Source organism: Microbacterium terricola, from assembly GCF_027943945.1.
In the GTDB taxonomy this organism is placed as follows: domain Bacteria; phylum Actinomycetota; class Actinomycetes; order Actinomycetales; family Microbacteriaceae; genus Microbacterium; species Microbacterium terricola.
Genome location: NZ_AP027141.1, coordinates 57,384 through 74,710 on the forward strand (window position 1 = coordinate 57,384; position 17,327 = coordinate 74,710).

At 68.8% G+C, this 17,327-nt stretch carries 8 protein-coding genes and 1 pseudogene; 2 read left to right on the forward strand and 7 right to left on the reverse strand.

Going from position 1 to position 17,327, the window contains the following annotated elements:
• The first annotated feature begins 148 nt into the window (after positions 1-148).
• A complete protein-coding gene (locus Microterr_RS00305) occupies positions 149-9,313 on the forward strand; it encodes a DUF5979 domain-containing protein (RefSeq protein WP_263796806.1) in 9,165 nt (3,054 codons plus the stop codon).
• 114 nt (positions 9,314-9,427) lie between these two features.
• Here Microterr_RS00305 and Microterr_RS00315 read toward each other — a convergent pair.
• From Microterr_RS00315 to Microterr_RS00345, 7 genes and pseudogenes are all read right to left on the reverse strand, one after another.
• Positions 9,428-10,102, reverse strand: a pseudogene (locus Microterr_RS00315) (Pr6Pr family membrane protein); the annotation flags it as partial.
• A 32-nt stretch (positions 10,103-10,134) separates the two neighbouring features.
• Positions 10,135-10,890: an ABC transporter ATP-binding protein gene (locus Microterr_RS00320; protein WP_263796805.1), complete on the reverse strand. Its 756-nt coding sequence runs from the start codon at positions 10,888-10,890 to the stop codon at positions 10,135-10,137.
• On the reverse strand, positions 10,887-11,696 hold the full coding sequence (locus tag Microterr_RS00325) for an ABC transporter ATP-binding protein (protein WP_263796804.1): 810 nt from the start codon (positions 11,694-11,696) through the stop codon (positions 10,887-10,889). The genes Microterr_RS00320 and Microterr_RS00325 overlap by 4 nt, the downstream gene beginning before the upstream one ends.
• The gene (locus tag Microterr_RS00330) at positions 11,693-12,577 is read right to left on the reverse strand and encodes an ABC transporter permease (protein ID WP_263796803.1); all 885 of its coding nucleotides are present in this window, start codon (positions 12,575-12,577) and stop codon (positions 11,693-11,695) included. Before Microterr_RS00330 ends, Microterr_RS00325 begins: the two co-directional genes overlap by 4 nt.
• Entirely contained in the window at positions 12,574-13,536 is a 963-nt protein-coding gene (locus Microterr_RS00335) for an ABC transporter permease (protein WP_263796802.1), read from the reverse strand. The genes Microterr_RS00330 and Microterr_RS00335 overlap by 4 nt, the downstream gene beginning before the upstream one ends.
• Before the next feature lie 65 nt (positions 13,537-13,601).
• Positions 13,602-15,101, reverse strand: coding sequence for an ABC transporter substrate-binding protein (locus Microterr_RS00340; RefSeq protein WP_263796801.1), 1,500 nt, complete (start codon positions 15,099-15,101; stop codon positions 13,602-13,604).
• A gap of 39 nt (positions 15,102-15,140) precedes the next feature.
• Complete coding sequence (locus Microterr_RS00345) at positions 15,141-15,851, reverse strand: DUF1684 domain-containing protein (RefSeq protein WP_263796800.1); 711 nt, start codon at positions 15,849-15,851, stop codon at positions 15,141-15,143.
• Between the two features lie 186 nt (positions 15,852-16,037).
• Here Microterr_RS00345 and Microterr_RS00350 point away from each other — a divergent pair, with 186 nt between their 5' ends.
• Positions 16,038-17,324: an adenylosuccinate synthase gene (locus Microterr_RS00350; RefSeq protein WP_263796799.1), complete on the forward strand. Its 1,287-nt coding sequence runs from the start codon at positions 16,038-16,040 to the stop codon at positions 17,322-17,324.
• Positions 17,325-17,327 lie beyond the last annotated feature (3 nt).

Here is a 17,327-nt window from a genome sequence, read left to right on the forward strand (position 1 = left end):
CGCCGATGTTACGGGTGTGGCTAACCTGACAAAGGGGGGAAGGAAGAGCGCCCCTCATTCTCGGTGACAGCGGAGGCGGCAAGTGGCGCGAGGAGATGACGGTTCGACGAGTCGCACGCGCAGGACGCACCTCACTCCTGCGCGATGGATGGCGGCCACGCTCGCCGTCGTGTTCGCGCTCGGGAGCACGTCGCTGCCCGCCTATGCGGAGGGCTCCGACTCCGACGCGGACTCCGCGATCTCGATCACCAAGACCGCCGGTGCGACACCGGACGGCGACGTCGCGAGCTACGCGCCCGGCGACACCGTCACCTATGACATCGTCCTCGCCTGCGTCGCCCCGACGGCCGGAGTCTGCGTCGACGCCCGGGTGGTCGATGACATCCCCGCTCCCCTGATACTCCAGGACGTCACGGTCGCAGACCCCGACAACCTCTACGACGACAACTCTGACGGCGACACCGTCGACGTCGCGTTCTCCTTCACGAACGATCAGGGTGCCGGCATGCGCGGCGGCAATTCGGTGACCATCGCCGTGACGGCCGAGATCCCCGAGACGATCACGTGGGAGCAGGCCCAAGAGCTCGGCGAGGTCACCAACACCGCGAGCTTCACCACGCGCGACCTGTCCGCAAGCGACGATGCCGTGCTCGTCATCGACGTGCCCGAGCAGCTCGCCGCCGATGCGACGAAGTCGGCCGAGGACAACATGGGCGGCACCGGTCGCCCGATCCCGGCCGAGGCGGGCCGCCCGGTCGACTTCACGATCGGGGGCGGCAACACCTCGAACCGCCCGGTCGAGTCGATCACGATCACCGACCCGGCCGCGGGCAGCACCGGCATGGAGTACCTCGATCTGACCTCGATCGATGGCATCGCCTACCCCGCCGGGGCGGACCAGGTCACCGTGTCGTATGTGGACGGCACCGGCACGCACACGATCGGCCCTTACTTCGCCCCGACCGACAGTGTGCTGCTCACCGACTTCGACGACCCGACCACCGTCACGAGCATCTCCTTCACCTTCACCGCCCAGAACGGCGATCAACTGCCGCCCGCGACGGGTCCCGGCGACTACGCATCGATCGGCATCGGGACAGAGACGAACGAGCTCGTCGAGGACCTCGACACGAACGAGAGCGTCACCGTCGACAACGTGGCCGAGGCGACCGTGACGGTCGACGACCGGACGCAGAGCGACACGGCATCCGATTCGGTCGTCATCACCAACGTGCCCCCCTCCGTCACCGTCGACAAGAGCTTCGCGGATGCTGCGCTGCTCCCGGGCGAGACCACGACGGCGACGATCGAGGCGGTCAACGGTGGCAAGGACGTCACCGAGATGACCATCGCCGATCCGGGCGCGGGGGGCGATGATCTGCACGAGCAGGGGTTCGCCTTCCAGGGGTTCGATGAGGACGCCATCGTGTGGCCCTCTGACGCCGACCACGTCCAGATCACCTACTACTACGCGTCGGCGCCGACGGAGGAGACCCTGGAGAGCGACGACCTCGACACCCTGCCCACGACGTCGCGTCCCGACGATGTCGTCGGCTTCTCGATCACCTTCACGGGCCCGATCGAACCCGGTGCGACCGCCGTGGTGCCGTTCGTCGTCGAGTCGCAGCCCGTCGAGGAGGGCACCCCGACCCAGGCGACGAATACGACGGATGCGAGCGTCGTCGACGCTGACGGAGTCGGAGCGACCGACACCGACAGCGATACGATCACCCGCAACCCCGCCCGTGTGTATCCGGTCGTCGACAAGAGCATCGTCAAGGACGATCTCTACAATGCTCCGGGCGCCTCGACCCTGGTCCAGCTGACCGGTTCGGTCCGGGAGGACTCGACCACCGGCGCCGACGAACTGGTCGTCCAGGACCCGATCGACCCGGATGGGGGCATCAGCCCGTTCTGGAATCACTTCGACCTGACTTCGATCGGTCCGGTCGAGGTGCCCACGAACGCGACGATGACCGCTTCGTACTACAGCTGTGCGGCGGGGGATTGGGTCCCGTTCCCCGGCATGCCGGTCGCACCGGGCGATACGTGGAGCTACGTCATCCCCGGCGGCGACAAGGACGACATCTGCGGTGTGCAGTTCGTCTACACGCCAGACCCGGCCGGCACCCTGCTCCCCCCGGGCTTCACCGTTCTCGCCTACTTCAACGTCGAACTGCGCGACGAGCTCCGCGACGGGTCGGGGCCGGTCAACAGCGAAGACGTGCTCGCGATCGACAACGACGCCTCGGCGACGGTGGACAACCCCGAGACGGGGCAGGGCCCCCAGACGGACACCGACACCGACGGCATCGACGTGATTCCGATCGACGGCGAAGGCCCGGACATGATCTCCAAGTCCTGGACCCCGACCTCCGGCGTGGTCGCGCTCTCCGGCGACACGACGCCGGTCACGCTGCAGTGGGGCACACAGGGCATCCCGCTGGACACGATGACGATCACCGACATCGAGAACCCGGAGACCACGGAGCTCACCGACTCGGCGTTCGATGCGTTCGATCTTCGCCTGATCCAGGAGATCACGCCGGCGACGGACCCCGGCATCCTCTTCGACCAGGTGTACGCGCAGCGGCTCAGCGCCGCCTCGGGGCAGTGGGAGTACTTTGACGACGGATTCACGGCCGCCAACCCGAGCCGCGGCGGATACCCGGAGTACCGACTCTCCGCGCAGGAGCGCGACGACACGATCGCCGTGCGCTTCGTGTTCAGCGAACGGCCCGACCGTGCGGACGTCATCACCAACATCGCGACCGACCCGGCCGTCGGGTCGGGCGTCGCCGAGACCGACGGCCTCGATCGCACCATCATCCTTCGCTACGCACTGCGCTACTACCTCCGGTCCAACCCGGCCCAGCCGGTCCTCGGCGCGAACCACGAGTACGAGTACAACTCCGGCACTCCGGGAATCGTGGACAACACGGTGCAGGCCGAAGGTGTCGGCACGGACGACACGTACAACAGCCGCGCCGAGGACGACATGACGATCCTCGACGAGGCCATGGACGTCACGCTCGACAAGCGATTCGTGGACTACGACGAGAACGCGGACAACCCGTGGGACGACAGCCTCGACAGCGAGGAGCTCCCGCTGCCGCCGGTGGGCACACCCGCCAGCGACTACCCGGGGATGACCGCGCTGCTGCGCGCGACGAACACCTCGGTCGCGCGCGTCGGCTCCATGACGGTCAGGGATCCCGACCCGGACATCACCGAAGGCATCTACGACCAGTTCAATCTGTTCCGAGTCGTCTCCGTGACTGTCCCCGAGGGCGCCGACGCGAGTCTGTCGCGTGTCATCCTGAGCTTCGCCGACGGACCTGCCCAGTCGGTACCGCTCGACGATCCGATCCTGTCGAACCCCTCGTCCCTGGCCGACGTGGTCGGCGTCACGGTCACCCACTCTGGCGGTCTGAACGGCGACGGCACCTACTCGTCGCTGATCGTCTCGGGAGCGACCAGCGACATCCGGCTCGAGTACCAGATGCGCCCGACCCTGCGTTCCGATCCCGATACGGCCGCGTCGGCGACCGTCACCCCGCTGATCAACCACGCGGTCGTCGACGAGTCCCGTCCGGGCGCAGACGCGGTCGGACCGATCACCGAGACGACGTCGGACACCGCATCCGATGACATCTCGATCGTGACGGGCACCTACGGTGTCGAGACCAGCAAGACGATCGACCCGGAGACCCGTTCCGAGCTCGACCCGGCCGAGGGCTACACGGTCGAGCTGACCGGGCAGCCGACCGGCACGATCCCTTCGACGCGGATGACGATGACCGATGCGTCGCCGACGTTCTTCAACGCCTTCGTCTTCTCCGCGTTCGCGGACATCGACCTGCCCAACCCCATCCAGCAGGTGCGCGTCGATCTTCTCAGTGGCGCGGACGTCGGCCTCGACGGCGACACCCTCGCGTACGCGTGCGGCGGCGACACCGATCTGACCGCCTGCTGGACCGAGGGAGCGTGGGTCACCGCCGACACAGCCGGGGGCGTCATCTCGGCTGCCGCGCTGGCGGGATCGATCGACGTCCCGTTCCCCGACATCCAGGGGGTCCGGTTCACGTTCCGCACCTCGGGCGAAGTGCACTGGGAGCGCCCGAGCGACCCGCTGATCACCACCACGTTCGTCGCCGACCGACGCGAATTCCTCGTGTACGACGGGACGGACGACGGCGTCGACACGCTCGTGCCCACGACCCGTCCGGGCCTCGATGCCGCCCCCGGCGAGGATGTCGCCGGTGTCATGACCGACGACGTGGTCACCGTCGTCGAGAGCTCATGGAACGACGAGGGCACCTCGCCGTTCACGGAGACCGCGACCGAATCCGACACGACCACCCTCACCCATGTCGCGAATTCCGTCTCGGTGAGCAAGGTCCACGGTCGCGAAGCGGCGGGGACCAACCAGGACACCTTCTACCCGGGGGAGGAGATCCCCTACGAGATCACGGTGGTCAACACCGGCGACTGGCCGATCACGGGTCTCACGGTGACCGACCAGGTCGAGACCGACGGCGATGGTCCGATGCTCGTGGAGCCGGCTCGCGCGGTCGACGACGACACACCGATCTACACGGGCACTCTGGACGGCACGCCCATCGATCCCTTCGCGGGCGGCATGGATGCTGACGGGCTGATCACCTTCGAGCTGCCCGACGACTTCGTGTTCGAACCGGGTGCGGAGCTCGTCGTGACGGCGAGCCTCGTCTTCCGGCAGACGCCCGAACCGGTCTCGCCCGGGGTCGAGGTCGGCAACGCGGTGTCGGTGAGCTCGGACCGCTACTTCGACACCTGCGAGTTCACGACGCACGGCGATGCCACGACACCCACCACCGACGTACCGGCCTGCGCGTCGACGACCCAGGCGACGCCCCGAGCGGTCGGCCCGATCTCCACGGTGAAGTCGGTGAAAGGCGTCGGCGCCGGCGTGGAGGGCGCCGCACCGGGTGACGCGAACTATGACGACCTCGGCGTGCTCGGGGTCAACGTCTCCGACCCCGAGCGGTTCTGCGATGAGCCCAACGTCGGCGATGGCTACTACCTCACGCCGTGTGTGCCGCTCACGCGCCCCGGGGGCGTCGAGCAGTGGCGCCTGCAGCTGACCAACGCGGGCAATGTGCCGGTGTCGACGATCGCCGCCATCGACGTGCTGCCGGGCGTCGGGGACACCGGTGTGACACTGCCAGGGCAGCGCGGATCGCGCTGGCAGCCGACGTATCTCGGCAACCTCGTGACCTCGGGTCAGCTCAACGGCGCCACCCCGAGCGTCTGGTACTCCACCGTCGTGCCGAATCAGGCATGCAACGAAGCGGAGATCCAATACCTCACGGGCGGGATCTCGGCCGCGCTCGCCGCGTGCACCGACGAGGTCGTCAACCAGCGACCCAGCATGTGGCAGCCCTACTCGAACGCGCTGCCGGCCGAGGTGCTCGCCGACATCCGCGCCCTGAGATTCTCGGTCACGTACGACGAGGGGCTCGAGCTCCAGCCGAATGCCACCGTCCAGGTGACCTTCCAGTCGCAGACGGCCTGGTCCAGCGAGCAGATCGAGCAGGACCCGAACGGCGTCGATCCGATCGCGTGGAACGGCGCGGCCGCCGGCTCGGTCGGGCAGACGCCCCTGGGCCAGGTCCAGAGCCCGGTCGTCGAGCCGCGCAAGGCCGGTGTCGCCCTGGCGACCGGCCAGCTGCAGTTCGAGAAGGCCGTCGAGGGACTGGACCCCGCCTGGGGTGTCGACGCGCCCGACGACTACGCCTTCACGCTGGCGTGCACCTCGGGCGGTGAACCGGTCAGCCTGGTCGGACCAGGTGGGGCGGACATGAGCCAGGTCCGTGTGGCGTCGGATGGCACGCCGCTGGCCTACAACGCCGGCACCGGGGAGTGGGGACAGGTCACCCTGCCTCTGTACGCGGAGTGCACACTGACCGAAGACGCCGGCGACCCGAACTCGCAGGGGGCGATCGTCACCTACGACCCCGCGGGCGCGGAGGACGGCACCTCGGGTGCCGTCCAGGCGCTGCGGTTCGAGTACGCCGACAACATCGTCAACGCGCCGGCTGCAGACGACCCGGGCGAGGCGACGATCGCGGCGACGAACACCTACGTGCCCGGCGGGTTCGAGATCACGAAGTCGATCGACGACGGCGGTGTGCGGGCGCCGATTGCGTACGAAGACACGTACGACTTCACCGCGCAGTGCACCTTCCTCGGACAGTCAGTGCTCGACGAGGAGTTCACCCTCTCGGAGGCCGACGGGTGGACCGAGGAGTTCGGAGATCTGCCGGCCGGAGCGGAGTGCACGGTCGAGGAGGTCGATCCGGGCGGAGCCGCATCGACGACGATCGTGGTGACCGAGGACGGTGTCGCCGGCGATGAGGAGACCGCCGCCTCGGTGGACTTCACAGTGCTGGCGTACGACGAGGGGGAGACGACGGCGCTGACGACGGTGGCGGTGACCAACGTCTACACGACCGGTTCCGTGCTGGTGACCAAGACCATCGTGGACCCGGGTGGCTGGGGAACCGCGGACTTCACGGTGGAGATGACGTGCACGCTGGAGGGGGCGACCCCTGACCCGGTGTTCGAGGGGTCCTCGACGGTCAGTGCGGACAGCCCCGAGTGGCAGGTCGATGATCTGCCGACGGGTGCGGAGTGCGTGGTCACGGAGACGGAGAACGGCGGGGCGAACGCGACGAGTCCGGATGTGACGGTGGTCGTCGGTGATGACGAGTCCGGGGTCGTGGAGGCGGAGATCACGAACACGTTCACGGTGGGCTCCCTCCGGGTGACGAAGGTCCTCGAGGGGGCGCCGGCGAATGCGCTGGATCCGGCGACCACGGATGAGTACGCGATCTCGCTGTCGTGCACGCGTGAGGTCAACGGGGTGCCGGATGTTCCGGTGGTGATTCCCGCTCCGGGAGCGGATCGCACGATCGTGGGGGCGGGTTCGGTGGTCTACGAGGGGCTGCCGACCGGGGCGGAGTGCACCGTGTCCGAGGATGACCCGGGGTTCGCCACCGGCGAGGTGCGGATCAGCCCTGATCCGGTCATGATCGGCGGGCCGGATGACGACCCGGTCGAGGTGACCGTCACGAACGTGTTCGAGAACGGTTCGCTGTCGGTCGTGAAGGCGTTCGACGCTCCGGACGGCTTCCCGACGCCCGACTCGTTCACGGCGACAGTCACCTGCACGTGGCAGGGCGCGGACGTGCCCCTCGCCGACGACGGGGCCATCACGATCGCCGGCGACGGCACACCGACGATCGTCGACGACATCCCGGTCGACTCCGTCTGCGAGATCGAAGAGGACGACTTCGGTCAGACGAGCGTGACCTATCTCCCTGCGCAGAGCATCGTCGTGGACGACCCCGATGCGCCGACCGAGGTCGCGATCGAGAACACGTACGAGTGGGCGTCGCTCGAGGTGGGCAAGCTCGTCGAGTCGGACTCGCCGTTCATCCCGACGCAGTTCGAGTTCCATGTGGTGTGCACCTTCCAAGACGGCACGCCGGTCGACGAGACGTTCTTCCTGGATGCGAACGAGACGGAGACGATCACCGAGATCCCCGCTCGGTCCGAGTGCACGGTCACGGAGACCGGCGAACGCGGCGCCGACAGCACGATCACCGAGGCCGATGTGCCCGGCGCCACTGGCGACCTCGCGCCGCAGATCGATCAGGCCACGCGCACCGTGGTGATCCCGGAGCTGCAGCCCGACAGCACCGCGGTCATCAACACCGTCACGTACACCAACCTCTACGACACGACGGCGGTGGTCCTGGTCAAGGAGTTCGCCGGCGCCGGTGCCGATCAGTTCGGACTCGACCAGGCGTTCGTCTTCAGTGTCACCTGCACCCTGGAAGGCGAGACGGTGCTCGACCGGCAGGTCGCCCTGAGCGCCGCGAACGGGTTCACCACGGCACTCACCGAGGTCGTCGCGGGGTCGGAGTGCACCGTGGTCGAGGACGACCTCCAGGGCGCGGACACCGTGGTGATCGAGCCGAACGACGGCGAGGACACCACCGTCGGCGATGTCGTCATCCCCGCGGAGGGTGCGCTGGTGACGGTGACGGCGACGAACTGGTACCTCACCGGGTCGCTCGAAGTCACCAAGACCTTCGCCGGAGACGGAGTCGAGAAGTACGGCACCGACGACTTCGGCCTGAACCTGGCATGCCTGCGGGACGGCGAGGTGGTCGACATCCCCGATGGAGCCGACCGGGTCGTCAACGCGGGCGAGCCGGTCGCCGACTGGACGCACCTGCCCACCGGCGCCGAGTGCACGCTCACGGAGACCGATGCCGGCGGCGCGAACTCCACGGCGATCCAGGACGAGAACGGTGACCCGGTGACGCTGGACGAGGATGGCGGCTACACCTTCGTCGTCACCACCGACCCGACGATCCTCAGCGAGGACGACCAGGTGCAGCCCGCGCTCACCGTCGAGAACACCTTCAACCTCGCGCAGGTGTCGGTCTCCAAGACGGTCGACAACGGCGGCGCCCTCGACATCGATGGCGAGCCGGTCGCCTACGGCCCCTTCGAGGTCACCCTCGCGTGCACCTGGAACGGACAGGACGTCACCGCCGCCGAGCCGATGGTGCGCACCATCGCAGATGGGGAGACCGTGACGTGGACGCAGCTGCCCGAGGCGGCCGACTGCACCATCGCGGAGACCGACACCATGGGTGCGGCGGCGACCACGGTGACGGTGACCCAGGCCGCTGTCACCGGCGATCCGCTCGTCGGGACGATCGCGGACCTCGATCCGCTCCCGAACGTGGATGCCGACGACCAGACCTCGGTGGCGATCCTCAACCAGTTCCTCGATCCTCCGATCACGGTGCGGAAGGTGGTCGACGGAGGGGGTGCCGGTGAGTTCGGTGATCGCTCGTTCACCTTCGATGTGCGGTGTGTGCTGATCGATCCGTCGCATCCCGCTCCTGGCCTGCTGCTGCGCGACGGAAGGTACGAGGTCGGCGGGCCGATCGGGCCGCTGGTGACACGACTGCCCACCGGCGCGGAGTGCTCGATCACCGAGGTCGACACGGGAGGTGCCGACCGGACCACGATCACGATCAACGGTGTTCCGCTGACAGGTACGACGGCGACCACCGTCATCGGCAGCGTTCCTGTCGAGATCCTCGTGACGAACACCTTCGACGCACCGCTGCCCTCCACCGGCTTCGATGCTCGCGGAGTGTGGATCGCCGGAGGGGTGGCGGCGCTGCTGATCGTCGGCGGGCTCGTCGCGGTGCTCGTCGTCCGCCGTCGTCGTCGCACCGAGTGAGCGCCGGCTCGACGTCGACCACGGCTCCTACCCGTTCATCACCTCATCGTCATCGTCGGCGGCGGCGGCGGGCGGCGCGGCCAACGGCCCCGCGCGCCATCGGCCCGCTGCGACGACGAGGAACCCGACGCCGACGATCGCGATCGCGATTCCCGCGATGTACCCCGCGACACCGAGGTATCCGCCGGTGACGAGATGGGGGTCGAGGAACGGGTACGGGTACCAGTACGGGTTCCCGGTCGCCGGCGCGACGATGAAGGGGGCGCGGATCAGCGTGTACACGGCCCATGCGATCGGGTAGACGGCGACGATGCCGACCGCGGACCACCGGACCGCCCGCCGTCGGGGCGCGACGAGCACGTCGATCAGCAGGATGACGGGCACGACGACGTGGAGCACCTCGTTCGACCAGGGCACTGTCACGCCCTGATCGAGCGCGACGCCGCGAAGCAGCGTGTTGTAGACGATGCCGGTCACGATCATGTAAGTGCTGACGCAGACGAGGGCGATCGCGAGTCCGTGTGGTTCGGCATCCGCATCCCGTCCGCGTCCCCACGCCCAGAACGCCGCGATCGCCAGGACGACGGCTGCGGCGATGTTCGACTGGATCGTGAAGTAGCTGAGGAAGTTGGTGATGACGGTGGGGAGGTGCCCGGCGTGCGCGGTCTCGGCGACCAGTGCGCGTTCGACGGTGCGGACCAGCTGAGCGACGACCGCCGCTACGACCAGGCCCGTTGTCGCGATCCTCACGAACGGCCAGATGATGTCGATGCTCGTGCGGCGCGCCATGTCCGTCACCCTAGCGAGGACGAGCCGCGGGTTCAGCGCGGCAGGCGGGGCACCGACTCCACGAGCGTGCGGGCGTAATCGGTCGTCGGCGCGGTGAGCAGCGACCGCGTCGGCCCGGACTCGACGACCCGGCCCGAGCGGAGCACCACGGTGTGCCCGCAGACCGCGGCGACGGCCCCCAGATCATGCGAGACCATGACGAGGGTGAGGCCGTTCTCCTCCCGCAGCCGCGCCAGCAGGTCGATGACCTGCACGCGGGTGGTGACATCCAGTGCGCTCACCGGCTCGTCGGCCAGCAGCACGCGCGGGCGGGAGACGATCGCGCGGGCGATCGCGATGCGCTGACGCTGTCCACCGGAGAACTCGTGCGGGTACCGGGTCATCGTGTCGGGTGCGAGGCCGACGGAGGCGAGGGCCTCCGCGACGCGGGTGCGTGCTGCCGGCCCCTTCGCGATCCTCAGGGACCGCAGCGGCTCACCGACGGAGCGGTCGATGCGCTGACGTGGATCCAGCGACGAGTACGGGTCCTGGAACACCGGCTGGACCGCAGTACGGAAGCGGCGCACGAGGGCGCGGTCGCGCAGGTTCAGGGGAGCCCCGTCGAACAGCACCTCACCCTGCTGCGGCGCGGCGAGGCCGAGCAGGAGCCGCAGGATCGTCGACTTGCCCGCTCCCGACTCGCCGACCAGCCCCAGGCTCTCGCCTTCGCCGATCGACAGCGAGATGTCGTCCAGGACGGTCTGCGGTCCGTACGAGAATCCGGCCGAGCGCAGTTCGAGAATGCTCATGCGGTTCCTCCCTCGCCGTGGCCGGCCGCATCGAGCGCGGCGTCGAGTGCGCGTGCACTCGCCACGAGCGAGGCCGTGTACGGATGCTGGGGCTCACGCAGGACGCCCAGGACCTCGCCCTCCTCGACCACGACGCCGTCGCGCATGACGATGATGCGCTGCACCATCCGCGCGACCACGGCCAGGTCGTGGCTGATGAACAGCAGGGTCATCCCCCGCTCGCGGACGAGCCGCTCGAGCAGAGTGAGGACGCCATCCTGCACGGTGACGTCGAGCGCGGTGGTCGGCTCATCGGCGATCAGCAGACGGGGCTGCGCCGCCAGGGCGACGGCGATCGCGACGCGCTGGCGCTGACCGCCGGAGAGCTCGTGGGGGAAGGCGCGCGCGACGCGCGGGTCGGGCAGGGCGACTTCTGCGAGCGCCGCGGCCACCGCGTCGGCCAACGCGCGTCCGCGCAGTCGAAGGTGACGGCGCAGCGGCTCGGCGATCTGCCGGCCGACCCGCATCAGCGGATCCAGCGCGGTGAGCGGCTCCTGGAACACGATCTGCGCCACTGGACCGCGCAGCTTTCGGAGAGAGGCGTCGGCGGCGCCGACGACCTCCTGGCCGTCGAGGCGGATCGATCCGGATGCGGTGAGCCCGTCGGGAAGCAGGCCCATCGCGGCCAGCGAGGTCAGCGACTTGCCTGAGCCGGACTCGCCGATGATGCCGAGGCGCTCGCCGGCGGGCAGGGTGAACGAGACGTCGCGGACCGGTGTGGACGTGGCGCTGCGCACGGACAGCCCGGACACTTCGAGGATGCTCATCGAGACCCTCGTCTCGTCGGGTCGGCGAACTCGCGGAGCCCGTCCGCCAGGAAGTTCACACCGAGCACCAGCGCGATGATCGCGATGCCGGGGGCGAGGGCGCCCACCGGCGCCGTGAGCACCGTTCCCTGCGCCTCCTGCAGCATCCGTCCCCATGAGGCGTTGGGCGGGGGCGCGCCGAGCCCGAGGTACGAGAGGCTCGCCTCGGCGAGCACGGCGACGCCGAACTGCAGTGCGAGACTCACCGCGAGGGTGGGCGCGATGTTCGGGAGGATGTGGCGGCCGACGATGCCGGGCAGCCGGGTGCCGCTCGTGCGGGCAGCGGTCACGAACTGCTCCTGCAGCACTCGCCGGGAGAGGATCCGGGTGAGCCGGGCGATGACGGCCGACATCGCGAGCCCGATGGCGAGGATCGCCGAGCCGAGTGAGGCACCCTGCACGGCGACGACCAGCATGGCGAGCAGCAGGACCGGGAAGGCGATGATGACGTCGAGCGTCGCCGAGACGGTGTCGTCGACCCACGGCTTGGCGAGCGCAGCAGCGAGTCCGACGAGCGTGCCGAGCGTGCCGGCCAGCAGCACCGCCCCCGCGCCGACGGTGAGGGCGATCCGCGCGCCGGCCATCAACTGCGACATCAGGTCGCGGCCCAGACGATCGGTGCCCAGCAGGTGCGCGCTTCCCGGCCCCTCGAGGCGGCCGCCGCTGATGTCGGAGAGCGGATACGGGAGCCAGAAGAGCGAGACGAGGGCGGTGACGACCACGATGCTGGTGAGGATCACGCCGATGACGAGAGTCGCGTGACCGCGGCGACGCGACGGTGCCGCGACCTCGACCAGCTGCTCGGCAGCGGTCTCGGGTTGGTTCCGTACGGGGGCGCTCATCGATTCCCCGAGACGCTCGTGCGCAGGCGCGGATCGATCACGCGCTGCACGATGTCGGCGATGAAGCCGACGATGAGCACGAACAGAGTGCTGATCACGAGCACCCCCTGGATGTTCGCGTAGTCGTGCTGTTCGATGCCGGTGAGCAGCATGCTGCCGAGTCCGGGGAGGGTGAAGACGCTCTCGACCACCACGGCACCGAGCAGGGTCGTCGACAGCTCGATGCCCAGGATCGCGATGACGGGGACCGCGCCGTTGCGCACGCCGTGACGCAGCAGCGCCTCGGTGAGGCCGGCGCCGCCCGCGCGGGCCGTCCGGATGTAATCGCTGCCCAGCACGTCGAGCGTCGCCGAGCGCACGTATCGGCTGATCGAGGCGCTCATGACGATCGCGATCGTGAGGATCGGCAGCGCGAGTGAGCGCAGGGCGTCGGCGGGGTCCTCCCAGTCGTCGCGGGGGAATCCGCCGGAGGGGAGCACGCCGAGCTGGAGTGCGAACACCCACACCACGATCACGCCGACCCAGAAGACCGGCACCGCGACGCCGAGCTGCGAGAAGCCGGACAGGGCGATGCCGTACCAGCGGTCGGCCTTGACGGCGGCCGTGATGCCGATGATCAGCGCGAGCAGCAGAGCGAGGGTGAACGAGAGGAAGGCGAGGGGAAGGGTCACGCCCAGTCGCGACCCCACCTCCGGGCCGACGGGGCGTGAGCTGATGTACGAGTCACCGAGGTCACCGCTGAGCAGCTGGCCCGCCCAGGTCGCGAACTGCTGCACCAACGGCTGATCCGAGCCCACCTGGGCGCGCGCGGCCGCGATCTGCTCCTTGGTCGCGTCGATGGACAGCAGTGCGTTCGCGGGGTCGCCGGGGAGCAGTCGCAGGAGGACGAAGATCGCGATCATCGCGACCACGAGGGAGATCACGAGGAAGGCGGAACGGCGCAGCAGGTAGGGGAGCATATGTGTCTCACAGGAAAACGGCGGGTGCCGGGAACGACTGTACGTCCCCGGCACCCGCCGCCTTCTCAGGACTTGACGATGTCGTACGCGAAGAACTGCGAGTTGAGGCCATTGACCCCGTAGCCGCTGACGTCGCTGGACGCGACGACGATCTGCGGGTACAGGTACAGCCAGACGCTCGCGGCGTCTTCCGCGATCTGCTCGTTGACCTTCTTGAGGAGCGCGGTCTGCTCGTCGGTGGTCGTGGCGGCCTCGGCGTCTGCGACCCACTTCTGCACGTCGGCGTTGTCGTAGCCCCAGTAGAAGTCGGGGTTTCCGTACCAGACGACGTCGCGGTCGTTCACGTGCTCCTGCAGCGTCGCCTCGTAGTCGAGCTCCTGGAAGACCTTCGTGTACCACTCGTCTGCGCTGATCGTGTTGATCTCGACGGTCACGCCGACCTCAGCCAGCTGCGCCTGCACGAACTCGGCGACGGCCGGGTGCGGGTCGTAGCTGGGGGTGTCGAGCGTGAACGTGAAACCGTCGGCGTAGCCGGCCTCAGCCAGCTCCTCGCGGGCCAGGTCGGGATCGTACGGGTTCACCTGGGTGAGGTCCTCGTACCAGGGGTCGGTGGGCGGGACCATCGAGCCGATCAGCGTGCCGTAGTCGCCCCAGATGGACGAGAGGAGCTTCTCGGTGTCGATGGCCGAGTAGAGCGCCTTGCGGACCAGCGCGTCGTCGAACGGGGCCACGCGGTCGTTGAAGACGAGCAGCTCCTTGGTCGTGGAGGTCCCGTCGCTCACGACGAAGTCGTCGTTGCTCTCGAACTGCGCGAGGGAGTCGGGGCTCTGCACGCTCGTGATGATGTCGACCTCGCCGGTGAGCAGCGCGTTGTTCTCGGCCGTCGCGTCGGTGAAGTACGTGAAGACGACCTCGGCGTTCTTCGCGGCGTCGCCCCAGTAGTCGTCCCAGCGGGTCAGCGTGAGGCTGCTGCCCTGCTTCCACTCGTCGAGCGTGTACGGGCCGGTGCCGTCCTCTGCCTGGGTCAGGTCACCCGCCTCGGAGTTGATCACCCAGATGTAGCTGAGGTTGTACAGGAACGAGATGGAGCGCTGCGACAGGGTGAACACGACCGTCGCGTCGTCCGGCGTCTCGATCTTGCTGATGACGCCGAAGGCCGACTTGCGGGCCGACTGGGAGTCTTCGGCCGTGACCGCCTCGACGCTCGCCTTGACGTCGGCGGAGGTGAGCTCCTTGCCGGAGTGGAACGTCACGCCGTCGCGCAGCGTGATCGTGTAGGTGAGGCCGTCTTCGCTCACGTCGGCGCCTTCGGCCAGCAGCGGCTCGACCTCGCCGTCGTCGGTGAGCTTGTAGAGGCCCTCGTAGACGTTGCCGTTGAACGCCTCGGTGACGCCCTGGCCACCGCCCTGCGTGTTGCTGAGGTTCTGCGGCTCGTAGAGCGAGCCGATCACGATGGTGGCGTCGTCAGCGGCGGCGGTGTCCGTCGTGCCGGAGTTCGAGGCGCAGCCGGCCAGCACAACGGCTGCCGCGGCGACCGCGGCGATGGCCGCGAGGGATCTCTTCATGTGGGGGTGCTCCAGGGGGTGCTGTTCGGATGCGGCGGATCAGGCCGCGTAGATGTCGAAGCCGTCGCGGAAGACGACGTTCTTCTCCCCGGCGCGAATCGGCAGGGGGAACCTGTTCGCGGCGGGAGGCAGGGGGCAGTTGTACTGTGCCGAGAAGCCGCAGGGCGGCACGAAGGCGCGGTTGAAGTCGAGCACGACGTCGCCGGGCTCGCCGGGGGTCGCGTCGGCCGCGCGCTGCACATGCAGGAAGCGGCCGGCGCCGTAGGTCTCTGCGCCGTTCGTCTCGTCGGCGAAGACGAGCAGCAGCGTGCCGCCGTCGTCGAAGGCGGCGAGCGTGTGCTCGCGGCCCGCCACCGTTACGACGATGTCACCCGGCACCACCAGGTCGCGCGTGCCGCCGTTGTCGCGGATGTGCTCGAAGGGCACCGTGCGATCCTCGGCGACGGGCAGGAACCGGCCGGTGACGACCCAGGCGGGGTCGTACTCGTAGGTGTCGATGCGGTCGAACGAGCGGATGGCGGGGGACGACGCGTCCCATACCCGCAGGCCGTACTGGGTGCCGCCCGTCGCGAGGTCCTTGCGCTGGATGCTCGTCACGGCGACTGACGGAGGCGCCGCCGCGTACTCCGCCGCGATGTCGACCGGCTCGCTCGTCCAGCGGGTCTCGACGAGCGCCAGGTTGCCCGTCGGTGCCGTGACGGCGGCCTTGCGCTGCGCCTGCCAGCGGGCGTGATCGTAGGAATCGGGCATGGTGGGACCATTTTCGGGAGGGGTGGGGGGTTCGACGGAATCGACCGTCACATGGAGCAATGCGCTGAGCGCCGCAGACATTCCCTCGTACGACGATGACGCGGCCCCGGGCGAGGACGTGCCCCTCGATAGACTGGTCGGGGCCAGCCGTGCGCGGGCCGGTCGCCCACCGTGAAGGGGAATTCCATGCCAGGCATCGTGATCGTCGGCGTCCAGTGGGGCGACGAGGGCAAGGGGAAGGCCACCGACCTCCTCGGTGAGCGCACCGACTGGGTGGTGAAGTTCAACGGCGGCAACAACGCCGGGCACACCGTCGTCATCGGCGACGAGAAGTACGCCCTGCATCTGCTGCCCAGCGGCATCCTGTCGCCGGGCGTCAACGCCGTCATCGGCAACGGCGTCGTCGTCGACCTCGAAGTGCTCTTCGCCGAACTCACCGCGCTGCACGCGCGCGGCCTCGACACGTCACGGCTGCGGATCAGCGCGAACGCGCACATCATCACGCAGTACCACCGCACCCTCGACAAGGTGACCGAGCGCTTCCTCGGCAAGCGGATGATCGGCACCACCGGTCGCGGTATCGGCCCGGCGTACGCCGACAAGATCAACCGCGTCGGCATCCGCGTGCAGGACCTCTTCGACGAGAACATCCTGCGCCAGAAGGTCGAGGGCGCCCTCGACCAGAAGAACCACCTGCTCGTGAAGATCTTCAACCGCCGCGCGATCACGACCGACGAGATCGTCGATGACCTGCTGTCGTACACCGAGCGCCTGCGGCCCCTGGTCGCCGACACCGGACTGCTGCTGAACCAAGCGCTCGACGCCGGCGACGTGGTCGTGTTCGAGGGCGGCCAGGCCACGATGCTCGACGTCGACCACGGCACCTACCCGTTCGTCACCTCATCGTCCGCGACGGCGGGCGGCGCGGCCACCGGTGCCGGCGTCGGCCCCAACCGCCTCGACCGCATCGTCGGCATCGTGAAGGCCTACACGACCCGGGTGGGGTCGGGGCCGTTCCCGACCGAGCTGTTCGACGAGCAGGGCGAGTGGCTCCGTTCGCGCGGCTTCGAGTTCGGCACCACGACGGGGCGCCCCCGCCGCGTCGGCTGGTACGACGCGCCGATCACGCGCTACGCGACCCGCATCAACGGCATCACCGACCTCGTGCTCACCAAGCTCGACATCCTCACCGGGCTCGACCAGATCCCGGTGTGCGTCGCCTACGACGTCGACGGCGAGCGGTTCGAAGAGGTGCCGGTCAACCAGTCCGACTTCCACCACGCCACGCCGATCCTGGAGTACTTCCCCGGCTGGAAGGACGACATCTCCAGCGCGCGCACCTTCGAGGAGCTGCCGCTGGAGGCGCAGGACTACGTCCTGGCGCTGGAGGCCATGAGCGGCACCCGCATCTCGGTGATCGGCGTGGGCGCATCGCGCGACGCCGTCATCGTCCGCCACGACCTCGTCGACTGATGC